General features: G+C 46.4%; 22 protein-coding genes. 9 read left to right on the forward strand and 13 right to left on the reverse strand.

Annotated elements, in window-relative coordinates; all coding sequences use genetic code 11:
* Positions 1-338: 338 nt before the first annotated feature.
* Entirely contained in the window at positions 339-1,517 is a 1,179-nt protein-coding gene (locus tag BQ9893_RS15050; protein ID WP_075966751.1) for a MalY/PatB family protein, read from the reverse strand.
* A gap of 15 nt (positions 1,518-1,532) precedes the next feature.
* The gene (locus BQ9893_RS15055; RefSeq protein ID WP_075966752.1) at positions 1,533-2,729 is read right to left on the reverse strand and encodes a PLP-dependent transferase; all 1,197 of its coding nucleotides are present in this window, start codon (positions 2,727-2,729) and stop codon (positions 1,533-1,535) included.
* 293 nt (positions 2,730-3,022) lie between these two features.
* Here BQ9893_RS15055 and BQ9893_RS15060 point away from each other — a divergent pair, with 293 nt between their 5' ends.
* Positions 3,023-3,511 carry a GNAT family N-acetyltransferase gene (locus BQ9893_RS15060; protein ID WP_075966753.1) on the forward strand — a complete coding sequence of 163 codons (489 nt, stop codon included), beginning with the start codon at positions 3,023-3,025 and terminating at the stop codon, positions 3,509-3,511.
* Positions 3,512-3,553: 42 nt separating this feature from the next.
* Positions 3,554-4,204, forward strand: coding sequence for a response regulator transcription factor (locus tag BQ9893_RS15065; RefSeq protein WP_075966754.1), 651 nt, complete (start codon positions 3,554-3,556; stop codon positions 4,202-4,204).
* A gap of 199 nt (positions 4,205-4,403) precedes the next feature.
* Here BQ9893_RS15065 and lpdA read toward each other — a convergent pair whose 3' ends face one another.
* From lpdA to BQ9893_RS15085, 4 genes are all read right to left on the reverse strand, one after another.
* Positions 4,404-5,747: a dihydrolipoyl dehydrogenase gene (gene lpdA, locus BQ9893_RS15070; RefSeq protein ID WP_075966755.1), complete on the reverse strand. Its 1,344-nt coding sequence runs from the start codon at positions 5,745-5,747 to the stop codon at positions 4,404-4,406.
* A gap of 10 nt (positions 5,748-5,757) precedes the next feature.
* The gene (locus tag BQ9893_RS15075; protein WP_075966756.1) at positions 5,758-6,138 is read right to left on the reverse strand and encodes a hypothetical protein; all 381 of its coding nucleotides are present in this window, start codon (positions 6,136-6,138) and stop codon (positions 5,758-5,760) included.
* Between the two features lie 18 nt (positions 6,139-6,156).
* Positions 6,157-6,576, reverse strand: coding sequence for a PH domain-containing protein (locus tag BQ9893_RS15080; protein ID WP_075966757.1), 420 nt, complete (start codon positions 6,574-6,576; stop codon positions 6,157-6,159).
* A gap of 135 nt (positions 6,577-6,711) precedes the next feature.
* Positions 6,712-7,413 (reverse strand): TapB family protein, encoded by a 702-nt coding sequence (locus tag BQ9893_RS15085; RefSeq protein WP_075966758.1) that lies wholly within the window; start codon positions 7,411-7,413, stop codon positions 6,712-6,714.
* 202 nt (positions 7,414-7,615) lie between these two features.
* On the opposite strand from BQ9893_RS15085, the gene nadB reads away from it, so the two are divergent.
* From nadB to BQ9893_RS15105, 5 genes are all read left to right on the forward strand, one after another.
* Positions 7,616-9,190 (forward strand): L-aspartate oxidase, encoded by a 1,575-nt coding sequence (gene nadB / locus BQ9893_RS15090; RefSeq protein WP_075966759.1) that lies wholly within the window; start codon positions 7,616-7,618, stop codon positions 9,188-9,190.
* A 53-nt stretch (positions 9,191-9,243) separates the two neighbouring features.
* Positions 9,244-9,627 carry a DUF4221 family protein gene (locus BQ9893_RS22205; protein ID WP_244155151.1) on the forward strand — a complete coding sequence of 128 codons (384 nt, stop codon included), beginning with the start codon at positions 9,244-9,246 and terminating at the stop codon, positions 9,625-9,627.
* Entirely contained in the window at positions 9,527-9,961 is a 435-nt protein-coding gene (locus BQ9893_RS22210; RefSeq protein WP_244155152.1) for a DUF4221 family protein, read from the forward strand. Before BQ9893_RS22205 ends, BQ9893_RS22210 begins: the two co-directional genes overlap by 101 nt.
* 98 nt (positions 9,962-10,059) lie before the next feature.
* Positions 10,060-11,091: a DUF362 domain-containing protein gene (locus BQ9893_RS15100; protein WP_075966760.1), complete on the forward strand. Its 1,032-nt coding sequence runs from the start codon at positions 10,060-10,062 to the stop codon at positions 11,089-11,091.
* Between the two features lie 28 nt (positions 11,092-11,119).
* Positions 11,120-12,661, forward strand: coding sequence for a sulfatase (locus tag BQ9893_RS15105; protein ID WP_075966761.1), 1,542 nt, complete (start codon positions 11,120-11,122; stop codon positions 12,659-12,661).
* A gap of 344 nt (positions 12,662-13,005) precedes the next feature.
* On the opposite strand, the gene BQ9893_RS15110 is transcribed toward BQ9893_RS15105, so the two are convergent.
* Positions 13,006-14,148, reverse strand: coding sequence for an acyltransferase (locus BQ9893_RS15110; RefSeq protein WP_075966762.1), 1,143 nt, complete (start codon positions 14,146-14,148; stop codon positions 13,006-13,008).
* 24 nt (positions 14,149-14,172) lie between these two features.
* Positions 14,173-15,297: an AraC family transcriptional regulator gene (locus BQ9893_RS15115; protein WP_075966763.1), complete on the reverse strand. Its 1,125-nt coding sequence runs from the start codon at positions 15,295-15,297 to the stop codon at positions 14,173-14,175.
* Positions 15,298-15,499: 202 nt separating this feature from the next.
* Here BQ9893_RS15115 and BQ9893_RS15120 point away from each other — a divergent pair, with 202 nt between their 5' ends.
* Complete coding sequence (locus tag BQ9893_RS15120) at positions 15,500-16,462, forward strand: fimbrillin family protein (protein ID WP_075966764.1); 963 nt, start codon at positions 15,500-15,502, stop codon at positions 16,460-16,462.
* 166 nt (positions 16,463-16,628) lie between these two features.
* Here the strand turns inward: BQ9893_RS15120 and BQ9893_RS15125 are convergent, their stop codons facing one another.
* The 4 genes from BQ9893_RS15125 to gadC all read right to left on the reverse strand — a co-directional run bounded on the left by BQ9893_RS15125 (position 16,629) and on the right by gadC (position 23,637).
* On the reverse strand, positions 16,629-18,284 hold the full coding sequence (locus BQ9893_RS15125) for a RagB/SusD family nutrient uptake outer membrane protein (RefSeq protein WP_075966765.1): 1,656 nt from the start codon (positions 18,282-18,284) through the stop codon (positions 16,629-16,631).
* 16 nt (positions 18,285-18,300) lie between these two features.
* Positions 18,301-21,264: a SusC/RagA family TonB-linked outer membrane protein gene (locus BQ9893_RS15130; RefSeq protein WP_244155153.1), complete on the reverse strand. Its 2,964-nt coding sequence runs from the start codon at positions 21,262-21,264 to the stop codon at positions 18,301-18,303.
* Between the two features lie 3 nt (positions 21,265-21,267).
* Positions 21,268-21,612: a carboxypeptidase-like regulatory domain-containing protein gene (locus BQ9893_RS22215; protein WP_244155154.1), complete on the reverse strand. Its 345-nt coding sequence runs from the start codon at positions 21,610-21,612 to the stop codon at positions 21,268-21,270.
* Between the two features lie 444 nt (positions 21,613-22,056).
* Positions 22,057-23,637, reverse strand: a complete 1,581-nt coding sequence (gene gadC / locus BQ9893_RS15135) for a glutamine/gamma-aminobutyrate antiporter GadC (protein WP_075966766.1) — start codon at positions 23,635-23,637, stop codon at positions 22,057-22,059.
* A 177-nt stretch (positions 23,638-23,814) separates the two neighbouring features.
* On the opposite strand from gadC, the gene BQ9893_RS15140 reads away from it, so the two are divergent.
* On the forward strand, positions 23,815-24,588 hold the full coding sequence (locus BQ9893_RS15140; protein WP_075966767.1) for a potassium channel family protein: 774 nt from the start codon (positions 23,815-23,817) through the stop codon (positions 24,586-24,588).
* Between the two features lie 69 nt (positions 24,589-24,657).
* Here BQ9893_RS15140 and BQ9893_RS15145 read toward each other — a convergent pair whose 3' ends face one another.
* Positions 24,658-24,933: a hypothetical protein gene (locus BQ9893_RS15145; RefSeq protein ID WP_075966768.1), complete on the reverse strand. Its 276-nt coding sequence runs from the start codon at positions 24,931-24,933 to the stop codon at positions 24,658-24,660.
* Positions 24,934-25,154 lie beyond the last annotated feature (221 nt).

Raw genomic sequence — 25,154 nt, forward strand, 5'->3', positions numbered from 1 at the left:
TAGCTGTGCCTGGCGGCACATTCGCATACAGACATGGCTACAGACATAGGTTGTCTGCCACCGGGACTGGTTTAACTTTCTGCTTCTTTCCATCTCTTTACCTTTTACCTTAAACACAATAACCATTATCAACTTTTATGATGTATTAAAAATATAGTGCAAAGATAAACCGGAGCCGAAAGTCACTCAATACCACTCAGACGGCATTTTGCATACCGCATCTGCGGTATTTATACTCTCGGCGGGCCTGCGCTGCTTCCAGCCCCCATCATAAAACCAAAGTTTTCAATCGCCCCCAATACATTGAGGATAAACACTTGGCAATATCTCAAAAGTGGTCATAATGCTTCCACTGCTTGCCGAAGCTGCTCCATTGCCTGCCGAAGCACTGCTCTGGGAGTGCCCACATTCATCCGCATGAATCCCCTGCCGCCAGGACCAAACATTTCGCCGTCATTCAATGCCAGACGGGCCTTGTTTACAAAAAGATACAACAGCCGGTCATGATCCAAGTCCAAGGCACGGCAGTCCAGCCAGATCAGGAACGATGCCTGCGGACGTAGCGGCCTGACAGCAGGCAAATACTTCTTGCAATAGTCCATTACAAAATCGATGTTGCCCTCCACATAGCGGAGCATCTCCCTGCGCCAAGGCTCACCTTCCAGAAAGGCTGCAATGGTGGCTATGGGAGCAAAAAGTGGGGCCTCATCCAATTCGTTCGCTTTCAACCATCCGAAGAAACGATGGCGTAGGTTTCTGTCAGGGACAATGGCATAGGAACTGACGATACCTGCGATATTGAAAGTCTTGGAAGGCGCCCCGAAAGTGATGCTGCATGCGGAAGCCTCCTTAGAGACCGTCGCGAACGGAATATGCCTGTTGTTCCATAGCGCCATATCACAATGTATCTCGTCGGAGATGACAAGGATGTCATGATGGTAACAAAAATCCGCCAGACGGACGAGTGTCTCCCGGTCCCATACGACGCCGCCGGGGTTATGCGGATTGGAGAGAATCAGCATCCGACATTTCTCGTCGGCCACGGTTTCAAGATTCTCAAAATCCATGCTGTAGGAGCCATCCTCATTTTCCCGCAACGGATTATATACTACTTCACGTCCGTTCGCCTGAGGGGTTATGCGGAAGGGGTGGTAGACGGGAGGCTGTATAATGATCTTCTCATCTTCCCTCACAAACACGTTGACAGCCATCCCGATACCTTTCACTATTCCGGGAATGTATGACAACCAGTCATGTTCCACCCTCCATCCGTGGTGTGAAGCGATCCACTCACTGATAGCCGTCCTATACCTCTCCGGTTCCACCGTATAGCCAAACAACGGATGTTCCAACCTCTGACGTAACGCTCTGGTGATAAAGGAAGGAGTCTCAAAATCCATATCAGCCACCCATAAAGGAAGTAGCTCGGCGTTACCATAACGCTCTTGCAGCGCGTCTATCTTCAGGGCACCTGTGCCCCTTCGATCCACAATTTTGTCAAAATCGTATCTTTCCATACTTACATTCTTCCATTAATGATTATTTCCATATGACCCGTAGCCCAACGCCTGTCCGATGTCTTCCAACAGGTCGTCCGTGTCTTCCAGCCCGATGGAAAGACGGATAGTCGTATCCCTCACATCCATCTCACGCCTCTGCGCGTCGGTAAACAGCCCGAAAATAGTGCTTGCGGGATGAATGGCAAGTGTCTTGTTATCGAACAGGTTGGTGGCACGGCGTATCAGTTTCAGGCGGTTGATGAAACTGATACACGCCTCCCGGCTTTCAAGCTCCATCGTTATCATGGCACCAGCGGTGGAACCAAACTGCCTTTGTGCCAACGCATAGTACGGATTGTCCTCCAGCCCCACATAATTCACATGCCGGACGTCAGGAAAGGTACGGAGCCGTTCCGCAACCACAGCGGCATTGCCGGATTGCACCCGGTAACGTGCCTCCAGTGTCTCCAGTCCGATGGTCTGCATGTAGGCTACATGAGGAGTCATATAGGCTCCCAAGTTAAGGAGCATTTCCGTGCGCATACGTCTGCCGAATCCGGGACAGGTCCCGTAGTCCATGACCAGTCCGCCGATGGAAGTGGCTCCACCCGACAAATATTTGGTACTGGAAACCACCTCTATGTCCACTCCCAGGCTATGCGAACTGAATTCCGTGAAAGGGATGAGCGTGGTGTCTGCTATGAGAGGGATCCCCTTCCTGCGTGCAATCAGGGAAAGCGCCTGCAAGTCCGCCACCTCCATCTGTGGATTGGTAATAATTTCCAAATAGATGCAGCAGGTGTCCCTGTCCACCGCACTCTCCACAGCCTGGATGTCAGTCAGGTCGCACAGCCTGGGGGACACCCCGAAACGAGGTAACGTTCCGGTAATGAGTGCATAAGTATTGCCGAACAGGTGGCGTGATGTGACGATATTCCTGCCGGCGGCCGCCACCGAGAACAGGGTATTACTAATGGCAGCCATGCCGGAGTTCAAGGCTATAACCTCTGCGGCACCGGTAAGGGACCTCACCTTATTTTCGAAAAAAGTTACCGTAGGATTCATCACCCGGGAATAGTCAGGAGAGTCCGTCCGTCCGCAAAATGCGTCCGACATGCTTTCGGCATTGTCAAACTCGTAGGCCGCTGTATGATAAACCGGCATGCTCAAGGCATCATAGGCATCCCGGCGTTGGAACCGGGTATGGATCGCCTGGGTCTGTTTTTTCATTGTTTCCTCTTATTATATGTTTGTATTTTTCTTTAAAAACGGGGCAAATATAGATACAAAACCCAAATAGCTCAAATAACCAAGTTAAATATCTCATTTTTATATCACATTTTGGAATAATATTCTAACAAGTAGGTTTCCAGACATTGATCACAGGATAATTGTTCCTTGAAAAGGCTACAAAACAGTGTTATTTTCTATCTTTTCCTTATAATATTGAAAGGTTCATTCAGCTATTGTAATTTTACCACGATTAAACACCTTGTTGAATTACAAGAGCAAAACATATTTTTATGGTAACAAATAAAATTCAGGATTCTGTAGAAATCACCCGCTGGGACAGGAGATACCGGAATGATTTTATCAATCTGAACCGTGAATGGATTGAGAAATTTTTCAGTCTGGAACAATCCGACCTGAAGATACTGGGTGATCCCGAAGGAGAGATAATAGACAAGGGAGGAGAAATATTCCTTGCTTTGAGTCATGGGAAGGCTGTGGGGTGCTGCGCTTTGGTATACCATTCTGATACAGGGCGGTATGAATTGGCCAAGATGGCAGTCTCTCCTGCCGAACAAGGGAAAGGAATCGGTTTCCTGTTGGGAACCGCCCTGTTGAAATATGCCGGAGAACATGGTATTACCGATATTTTCCTGGAGGCCAACACACGCTTGGAAGCCTCCGTCAGGTTGTACCACAAACTCGGCTTTCAGAAGGCGGAAGCGAAGAATCCCGCATACGACAGATGCAATCTATATATGGAAAAGAGTTTAGTCCATTGATATTTATCTGTTTGGACAGTCGTCAGTCAAAGGAGAACAGCCATGAATACTGATACAACATTTATTATCGCAGACAATCAGGATATAACCAGAAGAGGTATGCATGGGTATATTTCCGACCTGTTCGGAGAATGCCGTACTGAAGATGTGGCGAACAAACAGGAACTTGTGCAAACCTTGACAAAATATAATGAATGTCTTGTCATTTTTGATTATACGCTGTTTGACATAAACGGCGTGGAAGAGTTTCTGATTATAGAAAAGCGCTTTCCGAATGTCCACTGGCTATTGTTCTCAGATGAACTGAGCGAACAGTTTATCCGGAGACTGGGTATAGAAAAGAGCGTTGGAATGATTCTTAAAGAGAATTCCGGCGAGGAAATCCGGTCCGCTTTGAAATGTATGGTTTGTGGAGAGCGTTTCCTTTGCCATCAGATAACTGACCTGTTGATAGGCAATCTCGGAAAGGCGGAACAGCATCCCGTCCTCACTGCTACGGAAACAGAGATTCTCAAGTTGATAGCACGAGGAAAATCCGTAAAAGAGATAGCCGCGGAAAGGACATCAAGCGTTCATACCATTATCACCCATAAAAAGAATATATTCAGAAAACTTGAGGTAAACAATGTGTATGAAGCGACAAAATATGCATTACGTGCAGGTCTGGTCGAACTAGTGGAATATTATATATGACGGTTGGAGAATAAAATTTTTGTTCCTTTCCGGTGAAAATAAATTTTCACCAGCGGGAAAATTTATTTTCATCTAATGGAAAAAGGTGAAACATTTCACTCTCCAAGCCAATTAAAGCAAAGCTTTCAACTAAAAAATCCCGATCCACCGGACGTCTTGCCGGGGTGGATCGGGATCGAGCATGTATGGATAATAATTATCAGAGTGCTTCTTTAAGAATCTCGCCTACGGTCGGATGCGGAAAGACGATGGCTTTCAGTTCGTCTGCCTTCATGCCTTTTTCGATGGCGATACCGGCTATGACGATCAGTTCGGAAGCCGGATTCCCTAAAAGATGGGCGCCGACGATCGTTTCGTCTTCAGCCAGGATCAATTTGCAGACACCGTTGCCTTGCTCGTTTTCAGCGACAAAACGGCCGGAAAACGCCATCGGTATCTTCTTGACGGTATAGGGAACGCCTTCGGCCTGCAATTCTTCTTCGGTCTTGCCGACGCCTGCAATTTCCGGATTGGTATAGACAACACCCGGAATGGCTTTATAGCTCATACCTCGGTTCTTGCCTAAAATATGATCGACTGCCACTTCCGCTTCGCTGACAGCCGTATGGGCCAACAGGGAGAAAGCAGTGATATCGCCACAGGCGTATACATTCGGGACGGATGTCTGCATAAATTCATTCACTTTGATGCCGTTCCGGAAAGGTTCGAGAGCCAACGTCTCCAAACCGAAACCTTTGGTCACGGGACGACGGCCTACGCTCAACAGGACTTTCTCACCTTGGAGGACGAAAGTCTCGCCGTCTTTCTCGACCATCACATCGCCACCGTTTACGGCAGTCACCTTATGCCCTAAATAGAATTTGACACCTCGTTTGGCATATTCGGCCTGCAGCATCTCGGACAACTCCCTGTCCATCGGACCGAGGATCTTATCCAACATCTCGACCACATGTACTTCCGTTCCCATGCTGTTGAAGAAGGATGCGAACTCCATACCGATCACACCGCCTCCGATAATCACCAGCGAAGCCGGCAGTTCTTTGGATTGCAATGCTTCACGGCTTGTCCAAAACTCCGTTTCCACCAATCCGGGAATAGGTGGTATAACCGTTTCCGAGCCGGTGCAGATGAGCAGGTTGGCTGCTTCATAAACAGCTTCACCGCAAACGACAGTGATCGTTCCGTCGGCCGCCCGGCCTTTGATTTCGGCTTCGCCGCTCACCACCTCCACACCGTTCTCCTTCATCTTCATGCGGATGCCGGCAGTCAGTTTCTTTACGACTTTGTTTTTTCGGGCGATGATCTTCGGGAAATCGAAAGCAGGGTTCTCCGCGCTCACCGCATATTTAGAGGCGTGTTTGACCGTATCATACACTTTCGCAGAATAAAGCAAAGTCTTTGTCGGCACGCATCCTTCGTTCAGACACACACCGCCTAAGGCGTTCTTTTCAAAAAGCACGGTGGCCAAACCACCCGCAGCCGCCTTCTCGGCAGCCGTATAACCGGCGGGACCGCCTCCGATTATAGCAACATCGTATTTCATGTTCTCAGATTTAATTAAATTTTATATTGGGATTAATTTGTTGTAAGATCGAAATAAATTCTTCCTTGTCGGCCGGATAAAAAGAGGAACGCCTCTCGATGCCTCCTTCCATGCGGGAGTAATAAACGACAACTTTATTTCCGCAAGATTCGAGCCGGGAGATCAGTTTCACGTCGATTTGTCCGTTTCCGTGCAACATATCCTTATCTGTTATCTGGTACGGACGCAATTGAAGTATGGCAAGCGGTAGAAAACAAAGGATCAACGGCAGTTGGTCAAACTCGTTACTGCTGAAAGCATTCACAATAATCAACAAAGCAAATGCTCCTAATAAAATCCAGAAGATGTATATATGCCAATCTTTCTGGTTTTTCCGAATCTGTGCTTTCATGGTAATATGTTTTAAGTTTTAGATAACCGGATCCTTTATCCGGATATCGGGATTATGCTTCTTCAGCAGCTTGACGAAGTCCTGCTTGTTGACCGGCGAGACCAATAGCCACTGCGTGTCTCCCTTATAAATAATCAGCCGGTCCAGCGACAAAGCATAACTCGAAACGGGCATGACCGTCACTTCCACAGCACTGATCTCCGAAATGGGAATCCGTTTTTCCGGGAAGAGGCTGCAATGGGCAATCAGATAACCATCCGCCGTTATTTTATACCAGGTCGACAACAGCATGTGAATACACTCCAATGTAAACAACAGCAGCACGATCATCGTTACGGGAGACTTGCCTCCCACAAATGCAAAAACTGTGCTTGCCGCCATCACCAACAGTACCAAATGATACCACCAACCGACTTTTGATTTAAAGACTCTGTCCATATCTTGAATTTTGCCGAAAGATAGTCATTTTATTTCTTTTGGCGATCCGGGGAAAAGAAAATGCGCTGCAACTTCTCAGTAACAGCGCATCCACTTAAACCGGTCAAACAATTCCAGAAAGGAATATATCTTTCTTTACTTTACAACTTCGAGGACAGTATAGTATTGCAACTGATTGTTGTTGTCATACTGTTCGTTCTTCACGACGCCCACATTCGGAGCATACCATTCATATCCGTAGTCCTCGATCGTTTCCTTCGGGGAGCGGGATTTGATTTTATATTTTACCTTCGTGCAGTCGAACGTGCCGGCGGGAGTCGCCACCTGTTCGGTCGTCACATATTCGCGATCGTAGACAGACACGTTTTTGCGATTCTTCCGGTCCTTCTTCGAATATATCTGAATGGTTGCATCATCGAAATACATATCGTCGCCATTATTGGACGGAGCGTTCGACACGCTCGGATAGTTAATGACGGCTTCGGTAGCAGCCAGATCAGATTGGACGGTCGATACGAAAGACGGATTTGACAAAGTCTCCTTCATCTCGATAAAGAACTCACCGTCCCGGCAAAAAGCCTCCAGGTCCCCCTTGTCGTAAACCGTCCCTGCGTTATTTTTGAACACATAGTCGGCTTCCACTTCCAGGCCGGAAGGAATGTTCTTTACCTCATCCACCGTATAGGTCATCACACTTTGCAGGTTCCCTTTCGCATCGTAGCCTTTTTTTACAAGCTGCGTGCCTTTGGTCTGCGGAAAAAAGAACGTACAATCCTGAGCCATCGCACCGGCTGCAAACAGCAAAGCCAGGGCGCTCAATACAACTTTAGATTTCATATCTCAAAACGTTTAAGTGTTAATAATTAGCAGGATATCCAATGCCCCAATAGAACAGGGTTCCATTCTGAGATGTTTACGGCGGGAAGTTTAAAATATCCAAAGAATCAGTAATGCGGACTATTTTGCACGAAAGCAGCCTTTATAATGTACAACCAAATAAGTTAATTCCTAACTTTGTCAGCCACAAAGGATATAAACTATGGTACAACAATTCGATTTCTTAGTGATCGGTTCCGGTATCGCCGGCATGAGCCTCGCATTGAAGGTAGCCGATAAAGGGAAAGTAGCCATCATCTGCAAGACAGAGTTGGAGGAAGCGAACACCTATTTCGCGCAGGGAGGCATTGCTTCGGTAACAAACCTGCTGGTAGATAATTTCGACAAGCATATTGAAGATACAATGATTGCCGGCGACTGGATCAACGACCGCGAAGCTGTGGAGATGGTCGTACGGGGTGCACCGGCCCAAATCAAGGAACTCATCAACTGGGGCGTGAACTTCGACAAGAAGGAGAACGGCGAGTTCGACCTTCACCGCGAAGGAGGGCATTCCGAATTCCGCATCCTGCACCATAAGGACAACACCGGAGCCGAGATCCAATTAAGCCTTATCGAAGCGATCAAGAAACATCCCAACATCACGATATTCAACCATCATTTTGCGGTAGAGATCATCACGCAGCACCACTTGGGCATCATCGTCACCCGCTATACGCCGGGTATCAAATGCTACGGAGCATACGTGCTGAACGAAGACACCGGCAAAGTAGACACATTCCTGTCCAAAGTGACGGTTATGGCTACAGGCGGTTGCGAAGCAGTCTATCGCAACACGACCAACCCGTTGATCGCTACGGGCGACGGTATCGCAATGGTCTATCGGGCCAAGGGAGCAGTCAAAAACATGGAGTTCATCCAGTTCCACCCGACCGCCCTCTTCCATCCGGGAGACCGTCCCTGTTTCTTGATCACAGAAGCCATGCGCGGGTATGGCGGCGTCTTGCGTACGTTGGACGGGAAAGAGTTCATGCAGAAATATGACAAACGTCTGTCTCTCGCCCCACGTGACATCGTGGCACGTGCGATCGACAACGAAATGAAGCTCCGGGGTGAAGACCACGTTTACTTGGATGTGACACATAAAGATCCGGAGGAGACGAAGAAACATTTCCCCAATATCTATAAGAAATGCCTCAGCATCGGCATCGACATCACGAAGGATTATATCCCGGTAGCCCCGGCAGCCCATTATCTGTGTGGCGGTATCAGTGTCGACCTGAACGGACAGTCCAGCATCCGCCGTCTCTATGCCATCGGCGAATGTTCCTGCACCGGTCTGCACGGTGGAAACCGCCTGGCTTCCAACTCACTGATCGAAGCCGTCGTATATGCAGATGCAGCAGCCAAACATATCCTGAGCGTCCTCGAGCGCTACGATTTCAACACCGATATTCCCGAATGGAACGACGAAGGCATGATCTCCACCGAAGAACGTGTGTTGATCACTCAAAGCATGAAGGAAGTGAACCAGATCATGGAGGCATACGTCGGCATCGTCCGCAGCAACACACGTCTGACCCGCGCCTGGAACCGCCTGGACATCCTGTACGAAGAGACGGAAAGCCTCTTCAAGCGTTGCAAGGCGTCCAAAGAGTTGTGCGAGTTGCGTAACATGATCAACGTCGGTTACCTCATCACCCGCCAAGCGATGGAGCGCAAGGAAAGTCGCGGATTGCACTACACGATCGACTATCCGCCGGCAAAGAAAGAATAGAAAATACGGGAGAGGGGACATCCCCCTCTTCCCCCCCTTATCCTAATACAAATATGAAAAAACATCATTTATTATGTCTCTTTTTATTCCTATCCGTCGCTTGTTCAACAAATAAAAAAAACGGAACTTGTCATCTGGAAGAAACAGATGAGGTGCTTTCTTTTCCGATTGATACGGATACAAAAAACAATTTCAACATCTATTCAATCTATAAAGACAAAGACGGAAAGGAGTATTTCACTTTCCAGAACCACCAAAACAATACTATCCACTTCTATGACCTGAAACGACAAAAACCGGCATTCAAGATATCCCCTCCACAAGAAGGGAGTAACGGTGTCGGACATAGCCACTCCCGGACACAATTCAATACAGAAAGTTCCGGCCAAGAGCAAATATTTCGAACATGTACAATTGCCGGACGAGTTGACTGCTAGTCCTGAAGATTTTTGTAAAAACGCTTGGTACAGCAACCTGTTTTACGATCCTTACCGGGAAGTGTACTACCGGATCGCCTATCCGCCTTCAACTTTGGATAAAGATATTCGCCCGCTGGAACTTATTCAATTCGGCCGCAAGAATTTCAGTATCCTTATTCTCGACAAAGATTTCCGTATTCTCGGTGAAACACTTTTCCCAGACAATACCTACAATCCGCAGATTATGTTTGTACGCCCCGAAGGGTTATACATTTGCGACAGTCATTATCTGAATCCACGATTCAATGACGACATCCTCAGTTTCCGAAAATATGAATTGGCCGGTGAATGAAAGGAATCAGTAATACAGGTTAATCTATCCGTAATTTATATACGCCTCAATCAAAATTACTTCCTATTTTTGTAACATAATTAAAATGGAAGATTTGTATGGAAAAGAAAATGACAAGAAGATCCTGGATGAAATCTTCGCTGACCACATTAGCATCCCTGACGGCCGTTTCCAGTCTGCCGACTTCTCTCAAAGGTAGTATCATGCCGGCCAAGTTGCTCGCCGGAGAATCAAGCTCAAGCTCCTCAAAAGTTCTGATGACGAAAAACATCTCATCCGATGCTTTGGTCAAGATATACGAAGCACTCGGACGTAAAGCTTCCGGACGAGTCGCAGTCAAGATTAGCACAGGCGAACCGGGAGGGCACAATTTCCTGCAACCGTCATTGATCAAGGATTTGGTGCAAAAAGTAGACGGAACAATAGTAGAATGCAACACAGCCTACGCCGGAAAGCGTTTCACTACCGAAGACCATATACAGGCCGCTAAAGACCATGGCTTCTTCGACATCGCGAAAGTTGATATCATGGATTCCGAAGGAGAATTCAAACTTCCGGTGAAAGATAAAAAACATCTCCAGTATAACCTCGTCGGTACACATCTGAAGAATTATGATTTTATGATCAACCTGGCCCATTTCAAAGGACACGCAATGGGCGGATTCGGCGGGGTTCTGAAGAACCAATCCATCGGTGTCGCATCCTCCAAAGGGAAAGCATATATCCATACAGCCGGTAAGACGACGGATCAGGTCGAGATGTGGAACAACCTGCCCGGACAGGATGCTTTCCTCGAATCGATGGCCGCTTCGGCACAAAGCGTTGCCGATTATTTTGGCGACAAGATTTTATACATCAACGTGATGAACAACCTTTCGATCGACTGTGATTGCGATTCCAACCCACACGATGCCGAGATGAAAGATATCGGGATACTCGCCTCAACCGACCCTGTTGCCCTGGACCAAGCTTGCCTCGATCTGGTCTATGCCGTGAAACCGACTGAAGGTAATGATAACCGCCCACTAATCAACCGGATCGAGAGTCTGCACGGACGCCACACGGTCGATTATGCCGAAACGATCGGATTAGGAAGCAAGAAGTATGAACTGGTAATGCTGGACGCGTAATAGCGTAAAAACCGAAAAACACAAAAAGATGGATAAACGTTTTTTATTACCTTTAGCAATCCTTCCTGCTTTCCAAGCGGGAAACACACAGGCTGCCGACCAATCTGCCAAACGGCCGAATATCATCCTTTTTATGGTTGACGATATGGGATGGGAAGACACTTCCCTGCCCTTCTGGACAGAAAAGACACATTATAACGAAGTGTATGAGACACCCAACATGGAACGTCTTGCCCGCCAGGGAGTCATGTTCACCCAGGCGTATGCGAGCAGCATCAGTTCCCCGTCCCGCTGTAGCCTGATCACCGGGACGAATGCCGCCCGCCACCGTGTCACAAACTGGACACTGCAAAAAGATAAGACAACCGACCGAAAAGACAGCCTGCTCAACGTGCCGGACTGGAACTACAACGGTATCAGCCAGGTTCCGGGAACCGCCAACACCTTCGTCGGGACCTCTTTCGTCCAACTCCTGAAGAACAGCGGATATCACACGATCCATTGTGGAAAGGCCCATTTCGGTGCGATCGACACTCCGGGGGAAGACCCGCACCACTGGGGATTCGAAGTCAATATTGCCGGTCATGCCGCCGGTGGTCTGGCGAGCTACTTGGGGGAAGAGAATTACGGACATACGAAAGACGGCAAACCGACTTCGCTGATGTCCATCCCCGGCCTCGAAAAATATTGGGGAACGGAAACTTTCGCCACCGAAGCCTTGACACAGGAAGCAATCAAGGCTCTCGACAAGGCGAAGAAATACAACCAGCCGTTCTACCTCTACATGTCCCACTATGCCATCCATATCCCACTGAACAAGGATATGCGTTTCTACGAGAAATACAAGAAAAAGGGAATGACGGATCATGAAGCGGCCTACGCCACCTTGATCGAAGGGATGGACAAGAGTCTGGGGGATCTGATGGACTGGTTGGAAAAGAACGGGGAGACAGACAATACGATCATCATTTTCATGAGCGACAATGGCGGCCTTGCCTCTACATCCGAATGGCGCGACGGTCCGTTATACACCCAGAACTACCCGCTGTACAGCGGCAAAGGTTCCCTTTGCGAAGGAGGCATCCGCGAACCTATGATCGTCAGTTGGCCGGGAGTAGCCAAACCCGGTACCCGTTGCGACAAATATCTGCTGATAGAAGATTTCTACCCGACTATTCTGGAAATGGCCGGAGTAAAGGACTACGAGACGGTGCAACCGATCGACGGAGTCAGTTTCGTCCCTCTGCTCACCGGGACGGGCGATCCCTCCAAAGGGCGATCTCTCTTCTGGAATATGCCTAACAACTGGGGAAACGACGGTCCGGGCATCAACTTCAACTGTGCTGTCCGCAATGGCGACTGGAAGCTGATTTACTATTACGGTACAGGCAAGAAAGAGTTGTTCAACATCTCTGATGACATCGGTGAAAAGAACGACCTCAGTGCCCGCCATCCGGAAATTGTCAAACGTCTCTCCAAAGAACTCGGCAACCACCTCCGCAAAGTAGATGCCCAACGCCCGTCTTTCAAGGCAACAGGAAAAGCTTGTCCGTGGCCGGATGAAGTATAAAAAAAGAAGGTGGTGTGTCAAAATGTACTTGTCCTCATGCTTAACATAAAGGGACAAGGCTGTTTTCGACACACCACCTTCCAGACACACATTTACCTCTTATTTCATACCATATTTATGCATTCCATACTCACCTAATATTTCAAGGCATCTGAGGCATTTTCTAAAAAACTTCTTCATAGTTTCTCTCTTCTTGTTTAAAACGATTCATGCAAAACACGCCTGCGTTTATATTGCATAACTATGTTTTACAACACAAAAGTAAGAGCAAAACAGATACATTATTCATCTCAAGTGTCTATTTAACATCATTTGCACAAACAGCCGGACAAGAAGAAGGCGCCTCAACCGATGATGTATTTAGCATACGGCAATTTACTCACCAGATAAGTAAATGACCATGAACAAATAAAGGTAAGAACAGCCGAAACAGGCACCAACGCCGGAATAGGCGTCCCGATCCACTGCGCGAACATATAGGAAGGACCGACAAAGAAATAATGCACGCAATACAAGCCAAAACCACATTTTGTCAAATTGGCAAGGGCACGGCAAATAGCGGGCGAAGTAACCCGTACTTTCCGAACCAACAGGAAAACGGCTGCCGTCATCAACAACACGTTAGGCGAACAATAAGTAAAGAACAGCTCCATCCCTTCCTCGCTCACATTCGGATCAGATGTCATATAGCGAAAACCGGCTAATGTAATGAAATAGCCGACCAAGAACAACGGGACCGTCACCGACAAGGTCTTGCCGAACGGCCAGTCAGCTCCTTTTCCTAAATAATGCCCTAACAGCAAATATCCGTTGAAACCGGCAAAATAGTAGAACAAACCGAATGAATTCCAGGAACAGGTTCCGAACTGGTAATGCGAAACGAACTCTGTCAGGTAAGGAATAAACAACGAAACAAACCAAAGCGCCAGAAACATACGCTTCGCCTTGCCCGACGCCTTTTCCACCCAGGCGGAAAAGACCGGCATATAGAGATAAAGCCCTATCAACACATAAATATACCACATAGGTGTCGCATAGACCGTGAAGGTTACAGGGATCAAAGCAATCGTCTTCAACGCCTCTAAGAACGAGGCAGAAGGGTTCGGCTCCCAAGGGAAAAAATCCGTCACCAGTTCCGGACTGCCTCCCACCCACTGGATGAACCAGGGAGCCAGATCGAACAAGACAGACCAGATCAGGAATGGGAACAACACACGTGGAATGCGTTTCTTATAAAAGACGGAAGCCTCCTGCCTGACCGGCAACAAAAGAAATCCGGTCATCATCACAAAAAGCGGAACACTGGCACGCAGCATGGAACCGTAAACAGAGCCCCAGAAATTGAACTCCGGATCGGCACGCGACTCAGGCGAAGCGTTAAATGGGTCGGTGCAATGAATGGCAATCACCATCAGGATGGCAACAAGACGAAGCACATCCAGCCAGACAATATGCGCTCTGGCGGTAGTAGTTTGAACAGTGCTCATGGTAGAATAAAGATCGTTATGTGTTTATTTGCTATTCTTATACTCCGACGGAATCGTGCCTGTACATTTCAGGAAAGCCCGCCGGAACGTACTGATCGAATGGAATCCGGAACGTTCGGCAATATCCTGTATGCTGGCATTCGGCTCTGCATCCATCAGGCGCTTGCTTTCCTCGATCCGGAACTGGTTGACATAATCGGAAAACGATTGTCCCAACTCCCGGTTAAACAATTGGGAAAGATAAGAACGGCTGATAGGGAAGATACGTTGTAAATCCGTCAGGCGTAAATCTTCGCGAAGATACGGTTTTTCTCTTTCAAACCAAGCATTTACTTCTTCCGCATAGCGTTTGCTGAGAACCCGGTGTTCATCATCGTCATCACCATCTTCCGTTTCCTGATACGGCAGATCCCATCCGTTTTTAAAAGAATGTTCCAGTACGACCACTTTCAGAAACAGCGCCTTATAGAAAAAATAATACCAGACGAACAGCAAGACTGTTTTGTCGACCGCATACATCAAAGGTGTATTGGTCAGCAGCAAGACAAGATAAAAGCCATACAGAACAATTAAAATTATCATGGTTTTCCTTAACCATTCCAAATCATATTCTTCCGGGTCAGACACATTTTCAGCCAGAAAAACATTAAAGTCTTTACTGTACCTTACTATCAAATAAACAGGTAGAGCCATATAAAACAAAGTTAGCAGAAAGACTGCCATACGGAGCGAAACATCCATATTCAAGTATTCGAAAACCTCCCGTATCGAATAATAGGTATGAATTTCACCTCCCGACAGACGATAAGCCAAGTAGGCCAATCCACCGAAAATAACCGGACAGATAAATAGGAAAAAACGCTTGCAGGTAAGAAAACCGGGGCGCAAGACTTCAATCACGTAACAAGCAAGCGTTGCCGTCACCAAAGCCCCCATAATCAGAATATCCGGATGGAAAGCCTCTTTCGGTTCATGTAGGTATAGATTGACAGACAACCTTATGACAGCCAGAAAAGCCCACAAAAACATTCCCCACCCCAATATCTTTTTCGCCCGGTTATCACCGGCCCGGAGCAACAGGGTGACTCCGCCGAAAATACAGAATCCTATGATCTGCAAGCTTAATAAAAACTGAATTTTGTCCAACATAATATATCCCTCGTATCAAGTAAACAAATTGAAGCATTAAATAGTTGATCTGAACCATTAGCAGACAATTTGATGCCTGTAGACAATTTGCACCCTGTGGTTTTATACGATTTCATCGCGGTTTTATACCGAATGCACCCTCTACCTTCCCAAACCGACTGATCTTTGCACCTGTAATCATTTCACAAAAATAACACAAAGAATGAATAAATTACTACTATTTATGATGATAACGGCCAGTATTTTCAGTTGTACAAACGACTACGATCCGGGACTCATTGAAAATTCGGGCATGAAAGAGCAGCCTTTAAGAATAATCACAAAGGCATTGACGACAAAGTCTCCTAATTTCATGCAAGAATTTACAAACGGATCGGTCATCGGGTTGCATGTCGTCGCAGAAAACACCGGCAACATCTACGATAGTAACACAGATTACAAAAACGTACGGGCTGAAGCCTATCTGGTGAGCAACAGGTTGAACTGGCGCCAATCACCCGAAATCTATCTGCACGAGGAACCGGTCACCGTTTATGCCTATTATCCCTATCAATCACAAGTGGACTTCGATCCGGAGAATATTCCGATCCGTATATCGCCGGATGCTTCCCTGACGAAAGATTACATGTACGGGATACAAGCCAGCGGACAACGGGCGGTCAACCAAATTTCGCCGGTCGCATTGCTCAACATGAATCATACGCTTTCACTCCTAAGCTTCCAATTGCGAATGACACCGGAAACGGAAGGTTGCTTCCTGCTCCACGCGATTCAGATCGGGAACAAAGCCGGCGGAACAGCCCTTTGTTTTATGGGCAAAATGAATATCAAAACCGGCAATATCAGAGGATGTGCTGGGACGAATGCTTCCACCCGCCTGAAACTGAACACACCACTCATGCTGAAAGAAATCCCGGGCGAGCCGCAGCAACTGATGGTGATCCCGACATCACGCATTCGGACAGACGGCGATGTGGAAGTACTCTTCATCATCAACGGAACGACATTCAAATATAAAGTTCCCGCCGATACGAAGTGGGAAAAAGGGAAGAGATATAAGTATGACCTCCTTTTCAACGGAAAAGAGATCACTCTCGAAAATGTAAGTACCAGCGGATGGCTTCCCGTTGAAGGGAATATGGAAAAGAGAACTGAAATTCTATAAATGTAACAGCCGGTGGCAAGCCCTGTTTCTCCGCTTGCCACCGGCTAATACACTGTACTTCATCATTCAAAAGAGATGTAAAAGCGCCCCGCCCATCTTATTCCTTCTCAATTTATCGCCAACAACACACCTCTATTCAAATTTAACCAGGGCGGGGTTGCTTTTTCTATTGCCCACTGAACGGGTTTTGATCTGCCGTAGAAACAGCATCGTTATTGGCTATTTCCAGTTGCGGGATTTGCATGATGAAACGATAGTCGTTAGATTGCAATGTTCCTTTCGGTTCCGCATCCGAACCATTGTAGCCGTCCAATTGTGCCAGTCCCCAAGAATAGTGTCCGGCAGGATTGGCGGCAGTTGATCCGTAACGAACCAATGGTTGTTGCAGACGCAGCAGGTCATAAATACCGACAACACCTTCTCCGAGCAATTCTTTACGACGTTCGATATAGATTTTATTCAACAAAGCCGTTTTTTCTGCATCGGTTGTCAATTTTGCCTGACGGGCAGATTGCAATGTGTTGAGATAGCTCAAAGCCTGTGTCGTGTTGCCCAGGTTTGCTTCTGCTTCTGCCATGATCAACAGCATTTCCGAACCACGCATCAACGGGAAGTCGATGCCGTAGGAGTGTGCCTGCTTAGCTCCGGCTCCGTCACCGTAAGTTTTCATCTTGTTATAGGCCCATTTAGCCTTGGTCTCGGCATCACCATTGGCTGAGCGGTGCCAGAACATAACGGCTTTTTCGTCCTCGTCGGTTACTCCGCTTGTTTTGTCACAACGGGTTCCGCGATAGTCGGTATCGTCAAACAAATCCACATATTTCTGGTCTACCAACAGGTTGATGAAGTTATAGATCGGACCGTCTTGCATGGCTTCACCATAGCTCGGATCCTGATTATACCAGTAATTGAATTCTGTGTTGGAACTGATGTTACTCAAGTTCGTGAACTGCACACCCCAAACCAATTCTGCACATCCGTCGGCCATTAGCATGTCGAATCCGCTGTACCATTCGTCTTTCGACATCAATGTACCATATTTTTGATAAACCGATGAAGCTTCGGACAAAGCACTTTGCCAATTGCCCATCACCTGATAGACACGTGCCAATATGCCGGATACGACATCTGCATCAATGCGCCATTTTTCGTCACGGCTGTAGTTGGACAATGCACTTTTAGCTGCTGTCAGGTCAGACACGATTTGGTCGTAGCACTGCTGGACAGTAGAGAAACCCTTGTTCGAATCGTCTGAAGAAGAAGTGCGCAAAATGACACCACGTTTGTCTTTGGCTATGGCGTAGGTCTGCTGGTAATTCATGATCAAATGAAAATAGGAGATACCGCGCATGGCAAGAGCTTGTCCACGGATGGCGTTCTTTTCCGTATCACTTCCTGTCGCATCGGGCAGAGCATCGATGATCTGGTTCGACTGGTTGATGACCTTGTACATGTTGGTCCAAATACGGTCTGCGTTTCCTGAAGCCATCGTGCGTTCCGACAAGAACTTGTAGGTCGATTCGGGAGAACCTCCGTAGTTAGTCGTACTCATGATGTCTGCTCCTCCCAAATCGTAGTGCATCGGCAGTCCGGCCAATCCTGCATAACAAGCATCATTTTGGCTACCGGAACCGTTATCGCCCAGCAGCAGGCACTTGTAAGTGGAGTTGAGCACCATGTTCAGCCCTGTTGTGCTGGAAAGAACGGTTTCTGAAGAAACTTTTTGTGCATCTTCCGTTGCCAGTTCATCGTTGCATCCGCAAAAACCCGTAGTGAATAGGCCCAAAGAGAGTATTGCGATTGTTTTATTTATCTTTTTCATATTCGAATCTGTTTAATTAAAATGAAACTTGAATACCACCCATGAATACACGTCTTGCACTCTGTACGCCGTTATCGGTGTTGGCATTACCGTTGTAGTTGTTACCGATCAAACCTGTTTCCGGATCGTTATGACGGTTGGCTGCCGGTCCGAATGTAAACAAGTTATCTCCGCTCAGATAGATACGAGCAAAAGAAAGATGCAGCTTATTCGTAATGGCACGAGGAACAGTATAACCGACAGTCAGGTTTCTCAGACGATAATAGTTATTGTTGAACAGATAGAAGTCGGTTGCTTTACGAGTACTTGAATAATCGTCGGCAGACCAGCGTGGGAATACGGCGTTGTCACCCGGCTTCATCCATACTTTACCTTCCACAAGATCCTGGATCACGCCGACACCGTTACGGACGGTTGTGTTTTCCAGATATACATAGTCATACATTTTAGCACCGAAAGAGGCATACCACATCATTGACAGATCGAAGTCTTTCCACTTGAAATTATTGGTGATGGAACCGAATGCTTTCGGTATGGAAGTACCGCACCACTGATAGTCGTCAGTTGTTACATCAGAGAAATTTTCAGTTGTTTTCCAACCGCTTCCGTCACGAACCCAGTAACGCATGTTACCGTTTTCCGGATTTACACCGGCATTCTTAGGCATATAGAATTCATACAAGGATTTGCCTTCTTCCAAACGATAGCCGGCTACACGATTCGAATAAGTATAGGCTCCGCCCGGGAGGTAAGTCACTTGGTTTTTCAGTGTAGAGAAGTTGAAATCAATGTTCCACTGGAATTCTTTCGTACGGATCGCCGTAGCGTTCAAGGTCAATTCGAATCCTTCATTGCGTACGTTTCCGAGGTTCGTATTAATACCTGTCGCATCGCCTACCTGGGCTGAGAGCGGCAGATCTTTGTAGTAAAGCAAATCAGCCGAATTACGGGTATAATATTCGAGCGTACCGCTCAGGCGGTTCCAAAAACTAAAGTCAACTGCAACGTTGAACTGCTTGTTCTTTTCCCACTTCAGTCCGGGTGTTCCGATTGTGGAAGGTTTATATCCCGGCATTCCATACAGGTTATCGGATGCATAATAAGATTGGTAAGCATACCAAATTTCGTCACCAGTCGATCCGTCTCCATTACGAGCGTACAGTTTGTCGTTACCAGAAGTACCGTAACTGGCACGCAGAGCCAAGTTATCTAACCAATCTTTAGTCGATTCCATGAAAGCTTCTTTCGAAATGCGCCATGAACCGCCGACCGAGAAAAAGTTACCCCAACGGCTTGTTTTGCTGAAACGGGAAGAGCCGTCACGACGGAATGAAGCAGAAAGATAATAGCGGTTGGCATAATTATAATCGGCCTTTCCGAAGAATGAAAGCAAAGCATAACGTATACGATTGGAGCTGTTGTCCCAGTTCATTGTCGTGGATGACAGTTCATATTGATTCATCTGCATGATACCTTCGCCATAGGCATACGTGTATTGCTGGTTGTAATGGTAATACTCGTGTCCGATCATGGCATTGACAGAATGGTCGCCGAATGCCCGGTCCCAAGTCAACAGGTTGTTCCATGTCAGTGAGGTCGTTTTGTAGGATTCGCGAGTTGCCGAACCTCCGTTTGTCTTAACCGTGACGCCATAAGGAGCCAACTGGTCGCCACCGTGGATGGCCGAACCATAACCATAGATGTTTTGCGTATTGTCGTCGATATTGGCAGCTGTGCGGAATTTCAGATCGAACGGGAGCTTGATTTCTGCAAAATATTTGGCAGATATGGTCGAGAACTCGTTGCTGTTGAAATCTTCATCGTTAGGGTTGTTCCAATAATCGCCTTTGTTCAGGACATGCGCACCGAAGAAGTTGGCATTGTTTGTACCATAGTCGTAGATACGGTCGCCTGTCTTCTGCGAATATTCCCAGTCCGTATTGTCGGCATTGCGAAGATAAGGAGAGTTCAATGTGTTGGAGAATACCAAGGCACGATTGTATCCATGACTGCTCTGGCGGGCATAGCTGTAAGCCAAGTTACCACCCATCGACAACCATTTGTTTACATCAGATGTTACACTGGCGCGGAATGAATAGCGTTTATAATAGTCTTCATTTGCATATCCTTTATCGTCCAGATAGCCCAGAGATGTATAATATTGCGTTTTACCATCCTGGCTGGAACCGCTTAGATCGATTCCATAGTCCTGACGGAGTTTCTTGGAGAAAACGATGTCATACCAATCCCAATCGCTTTTATCCCAAACCATTTCCAAAGCGGGGTTTGTATAACAGTTTCCATTTCCATCATGTAAGACATACTGATCTGCAGGCATGCTCTTGAACGGTGTCACGTAAACGGTCTCCCCTTTAGAATTGATACGAGGTAAGACATGCCGGGAAATAACATTTTGCGAAGCGTAGTCTCCGGCTTCTTGTGCGCTTTTACCATATTTATAATATTGATCGTTATAAAGTGATTGCCATACGTTCATTAATTGTTGGTATGGATCGGCTTTTTCCGGATGTGGGACAGCCAGATCGGAAGTACCCCATGCTCCACGGAAGTTGACGGTCGGTTTTCCTGTTTTACCTTTCTTAGTCGTGATTACCACAACACCGTTAGCCGCACGCGAACCGTACAAAGAAGAAGCGGCAGCATCTTTTAACACAGTCATGGATTCGATGTCGGAAGGATTGATGGAGTTAAGCGTCCCGTCATATGGCATACCATCTACTACATATAGCGGAGTGGTATTACCTGACATGGAGCTTATACCACGTATTTGGATACGAGAATCGGATCCCGGAGTTCCTTCATTGTTTACGACACTGACACCAGCACTCATACCTTGTAGAGCTTCGACAAATCCGGAACCGGATATCTTCTCCAACTGTTCGGATTTTACGACACTGGCTGATCCGGTGAAAGAGGATTTTTTTGCTGTACCGTAGGCAACAACTACGACTTCATCCAATTTTTAAGTGTCGCTTTTTAAATTTACATTTAGAACACTTTGACCATCCCAAACTATTTCCTGTGTCTCCAATCCGACAAAAGAAATAACGAGAGTCGTTCCTTTTTTCAAATTATTTAGTTCAAACTTTCCGTCAGCATCTGATATTGTCCCATTTGATGTTCCTTTAACGGAAATAGAAGCTCCAGCGACGGGTCCCATATCATCACTGACAAGACCTGTGACTTTATTGCTCTGTTGAACTGATTGTATGGAAGGAAATGTATCTCCCCAAATGTTTCCTGTTCCAACACTGCCAAATAGTGCGGCTAATACACACATCTTAACCCACTTTGCGTTTGTAGTCATAATAATTTAATGGCTTTTACGAAAAAACAAAAAAATAAGCATTTCTCATATTGAGCAAGAGTTTACAATCGTCAAATCGATTGCCGTTCTATTTCGCATATGTATAGAAGAAAAATCATATCACAAACAAAATGATCGCTCATCACACACATATTCCACAAAAATTCATCTTAACGACTTCGCAAATATAGTTATTTTTCGTAAAATAAAATGTTTTACTATGGAATTTTGATAACAAAAGTAGAATGTTGTATTGTGCCACTGATACTAATCATTATCACAGAATCTTTTCGCAGGCCATGACTCGCTATTTTTCCTCGTGATTATCAATAATTATTTACAAACAAAAAAGGGGCCATCTAACTTTTATTGTTAGACAGCCCCCTTATGAGACGAGACGTCATTATTTAATTTCACACCGATAAACCATCGTTTAGGGATAAACTACGCTTTGCCCGATGTTCCGGAAGAGGATGTACCGGTCGCAGTACTGTTGTCCGGTGCTTTAGCAGCGGAGGTGGTTGTTGCAGAAGTAGTACTTGTAACGGTTGCAGCAGTTTCCTGCACTTGCTTGTCGACTTCCCAATGGAACGGTTCGAATTGCGTGTTCGGGTTTACCCAAGACGTTTTTTTGGCAGCGTAGATGATAAACGGAGCGGCTACCACCACGATAGCACCGATAATCAATACGGCAAACCAAACGGTATTGTTGCCCGTAGAAATCTGGCTGGGCGGGATAAAGCTCAAAATGAAAGCGAGCAATGAACCGCAGAAACCAAGACCGCCGATAAACCACATCAGGCCGTTGCCACTCTTGCCGATACGGAACGGACGACCAGCTTTCTTCATCCGGTAACGCAATGCGATCGCACCGGAAAACATCAGCATATACATAATCAGATAAAGGATAACCGTCAACTGTGACAGAATCTGATAGAAGCTCTGTACAGAAGGCATAACCACGAACAACAGGCTCAGGAATGTCACAGCCAGGCCCTGAACCAGCAGAATATTTTTCTGTACGCCCAATTTGTTTGTTTTCTGGAAGAACGGAGGCAGATAACCGGCTTTACCGACGGCAAAGATACCTTTTGACGGACCGGCAACCCATGTCAATACACCAGCCAACACACCGAAAGCCAACGCAACGGCGATAACGGGCGACAACCAGGAAGCATGAATAAATTTGAAATAGTTATCAAAACCGACCAGCAGACTCTGTGTCAGGTTAATATCTTTCTGCGGGATAATGATACCCAAGGCGAATGTCCCCAACACGAAGATCAACACGGTAATCAACGCACCGATGAACACAGCTTTCGGGTAATTGACGGAAGGGTTCTGCACATCTTTTACGTGAATACCGCCCATTTCCATACCGGCATAAAAAAGGAAGATGCTGGATGCAAGCACCAGATTATCGAATTTCGTAAAGTCGGGGAAGAAATTGCTGTGGAAGTCCATATTGGAATGACCGCCTGAAACCAGGTATACGACACCTAAGATAATCAACAAGGCAGCAGGAATGATCGTTCCGACGATACCGCCTACTTTAGCCACTTTGCCTACCCAGCTCAACCCTTTCAAAGAGATGAAAGTTGCAAGCCAGTAAATAATCAAGACAACGACCAGTGTGTACATTTTGTTTGATGCCAGCGTCATGTCATGCGCATCGTCCATTCCGATAAACGCAATGGAAACAGCTCCGAAAGTCAACACGGTCGGATACCAGATCGTACTTTCAATCCACTGTACCCAGATAGCTAGAAAGCCCCATTTCTTGCCATAGGCTTCTCCTACCCATCGGAACACCCCACCTTGTTTATCCTGAAACATGGCGGCCAACTCGGCGGCCACCAACGAGGTCGGAATTAAGAACACGATTGCTGCAAACAGATAATAAAAGGCTGAACTCAGCCCATATACAGCCTCGGCCGGCAGTCCGCGGAGTGAGACGACTGCCGTAACATTCATAATCGCAAGAGTAAATACTCCAAGTTTTACTGCTTTTCCAATATTTGCCATGAATTTTACTATTAAAATGTGAATTTTGTTTCGTTTAGTTTTGCTTGTATTGACAGTATAACAACTCCTTTTTGTGTTAGTTTGTCAACAGGATGCCAAATTTGGTTAATTAACAGACGAATGTTAAAAACAAAAGGTGTCATTTTGTTGTTTCATCGAATAAAATAATTAAAGACAATGAGAACTGCATTCAATGACTTTTTGGAAGAAAAACGAGGTGCCTACGGAGTGCTTCATGTGATGATATTGTTGCTCTCGCTGTTCCTCATCATAGATATTTCGATCGACACGTTCAACAATATACCGTTCATCTCGCAGACTTCATATCTGAAAACGCAGTTTTGGATCTGTATGTTCTTTATTGCCGATTTCGTATTGGAGTTTTTCTTATCAAAAGATAAAATTCATTATCTGCAAACCCATTTCCTTTTCTTGCTGGTTTCGATTCCTTATCTTAATATTATAGATTACTACGGATTCACCTTCTCGGCCGAGATAACCTATTTTCTGCGTTTCATCCCGCTCGTACGCAGCGGATGGGCACTGGCGATCGTTGTCGGCTGGCTGACTTCGAACCGGGCCTCCGGGCTTTTCGTCTCCTACCTGACGATGTTGCTGGCAATGGTCTATTTCTCCAGCCTAATATTTTTCGTGATCGAACATAAAGTGAATCCCGAAGTCAAGGATTACAGTGACGCTCTCTGGTGGGCGTTCATGGACGTGACGACCGTCGGATCGAACATCATTGCGGTCACGCCTACAGGTCGTATACTCTCGGTCTTGTTAGCCGCTCTCGGCATGATGATGTTCCCGATCTTCACGGTCTATGTCACGAGCTTGGTACAGTCTGCAAACAAGAAAAAAGAAGAGTATTATAACAAAACGCATTCCGCCCCCACCGGGCAAGTACCAGATACCAAACCGGCTGACCCTACTCCAACAAATAAATAAATTCAAGACCACTTATTGTAAAAAACAAGTTATTTAACAATTGGCAGGTCTGGCGATGAAAGAACTCCGTTATCCTTCTTTATAAAGAGAAAAGGTGCTTTTTCTCTTTATTTGCCGTTCTATCACCATGAAGACGGTCGTCATCGCCACGACAAGGGACTTCATCGCCGTGAAGACGGTCGTCATTCCCCATGAACACGGCAATCCACAGCAACGAAGACGGTCGTCATGCCAAAATTCTGCGCAGCTCACAGTGAGAAGCCGGGAAAACACTTTTTCCACAAATGATAAGCCTCCCGACTTCGTCTGTAAATATTCGATTCTCCAGAAGTTGGACTTTATCACATTTCCCTGTTTTTTCTACTTAGGCTGACAAACCAGAAGCGATAACCGGACAAAATGCCTACCACATACTTTCTGTTGTCAAACAAAAAACGCCTGACCGGACAAAATGTAAGATCAAAATGAACCGGAATTTGAGATGAAACAGAAAATGGGCAAAAAAGAGGTTATTGTCAATTTTTTGTATTACGATAGTTTTATCTCTTAACACATGATTAGTATCT

The sequence above is a fragment of the Parabacteroides massiliensis genome (genome assembly GCF_900155425.1).
Classification (GTDB): domain Bacteria; phylum Bacteroidota; class Bacteroidia; order Bacteroidales; family Tannerellaceae; genus Parabacteroides; species Parabacteroides massiliensis.

What these genes read in the sequence shown, in the direction of transcription:
- BQ9893_RS15050 (WP_075966751.1), bottom strand. Translation starts at nt 1,517, where the DNA reads ATGGAAAGATACGATTTTGACAAAATTGTGGATCGAAGGGGCACAGGT.
- BQ9893_RS15055 (WP_075966752.1), bottom strand. Translation starts at nt 2,729, where the DNA reads ATGAAAAAACAGACCCAGGCGATCCATACCCGGTTCCAACGCCGGGAT.
- BQ9893_RS15060 (WP_075966753.1), top strand. Translation starts at nt 3,023, where the DNA reads ATGGTAACAAATAAAATTCAGGATTCTGTAGAAATCACCCGCTGGGAC.
- BQ9893_RS15065 (WP_075966754.1), top strand. Translation starts at nt 3,554, where the DNA reads ATGAATACTGATACAACATTTATTATCGCAGACAATCAGGATATAACC.
- lpdA (WP_075966755.1), bottom strand. Translation starts at nt 5,747, where the DNA reads ATGAAATACGATGTTGCTATAATCGGAGGCGGTCCCGCCGGTTATACG.
- BQ9893_RS15075 (WP_075966756.1), bottom strand. Translation starts at nt 6,138, where the DNA reads ATGAAAGCACAGATTCGGAAAAACCAGAAAGATTGGCATATATACATC.
- BQ9893_RS15080 (WP_075966757.1), bottom strand. Translation starts at nt 6,576, where the DNA reads ATGGACAGAGTCTTTAAATCAAAAGTCGGTTGGTGGTATCATTTGGTA.
- BQ9893_RS15085 (WP_075966758.1), bottom strand. Translation starts at nt 7,413, where the DNA reads ATGAAATCTAAAGTTGTATTGAGCGCCCTGGCTTTGCTGTTTGCAGCC.
- nadB (WP_075966759.1), top strand. Translation starts at nt 7,616, where the DNA reads ATGGTACAACAATTCGATTTCTTAGTGATCGGTTCCGGTATCGCCGGC.
- BQ9893_RS22205 (WP_244155151.1), top strand. Translation starts at nt 9,244, where the DNA reads ATGAAAAAACATCATTTATTATGTCTCTTTTTATTCCTATCCGTCGCT.
- BQ9893_RS15100 (WP_075966760.1), top strand. Translation starts at nt 10,060, where the DNA reads ATGGAAAAGAAAATGACAAGAAGATCCTGGATGAAATCTTCGCTGACC.
- BQ9893_RS15105 (WP_075966761.1), top strand. Translation starts at nt 11,120, where the DNA reads ATGGATAAACGTTTTTTATTACCTTTAGCAATCCTTCCTGCTTTCCAA.
- BQ9893_RS15110 (WP_075966762.1), bottom strand. Translation starts at nt 14,148, where the DNA reads ATGAGCACTGTTCAAACTACTACCGCCAGAGCGCATATTGTCTGGCTG.
- BQ9893_RS15115 (WP_075966763.1), bottom strand. Translation starts at nt 15,297, where the DNA reads ATGTTGGACAAAATTCAGTTTTTATTAAGCTTGCAGATCATAGGATTC.
- BQ9893_RS15120 (WP_075966764.1), top strand. Translation starts at nt 15,500, where the DNA reads ATGAATAAATTACTACTATTTATGATGATAACGGCCAGTATTTTCAGT.
- BQ9893_RS15125 (WP_075966765.1), bottom strand. Translation starts at nt 18,284, where the DNA reads ATGAAAAAGATAAATAAAACAATCGCAATACTCTCTTTGGGCCTATTC.
- BQ9893_RS22215 (WP_244155154.1), bottom strand. Translation starts at nt 21,612, where the DNA reads ATGACTACAAACGCAAAGTGGGTTAAGATGTGTGTATTAGCCGCACTA.
- gadC (WP_075966766.1), bottom strand. Translation starts at nt 23,637, where the DNA reads ATGGCAAATATTGGAAAAGCAGTAAAACTTGGAGTATTTACTCTTGCG.
- BQ9893_RS15140 (WP_075966767.1), top strand. Translation starts at nt 23,815, where the DNA reads ATGAGAACTGCATTCAATGACTTTTTGGAAGAAAAACGAGGTGCCTAC.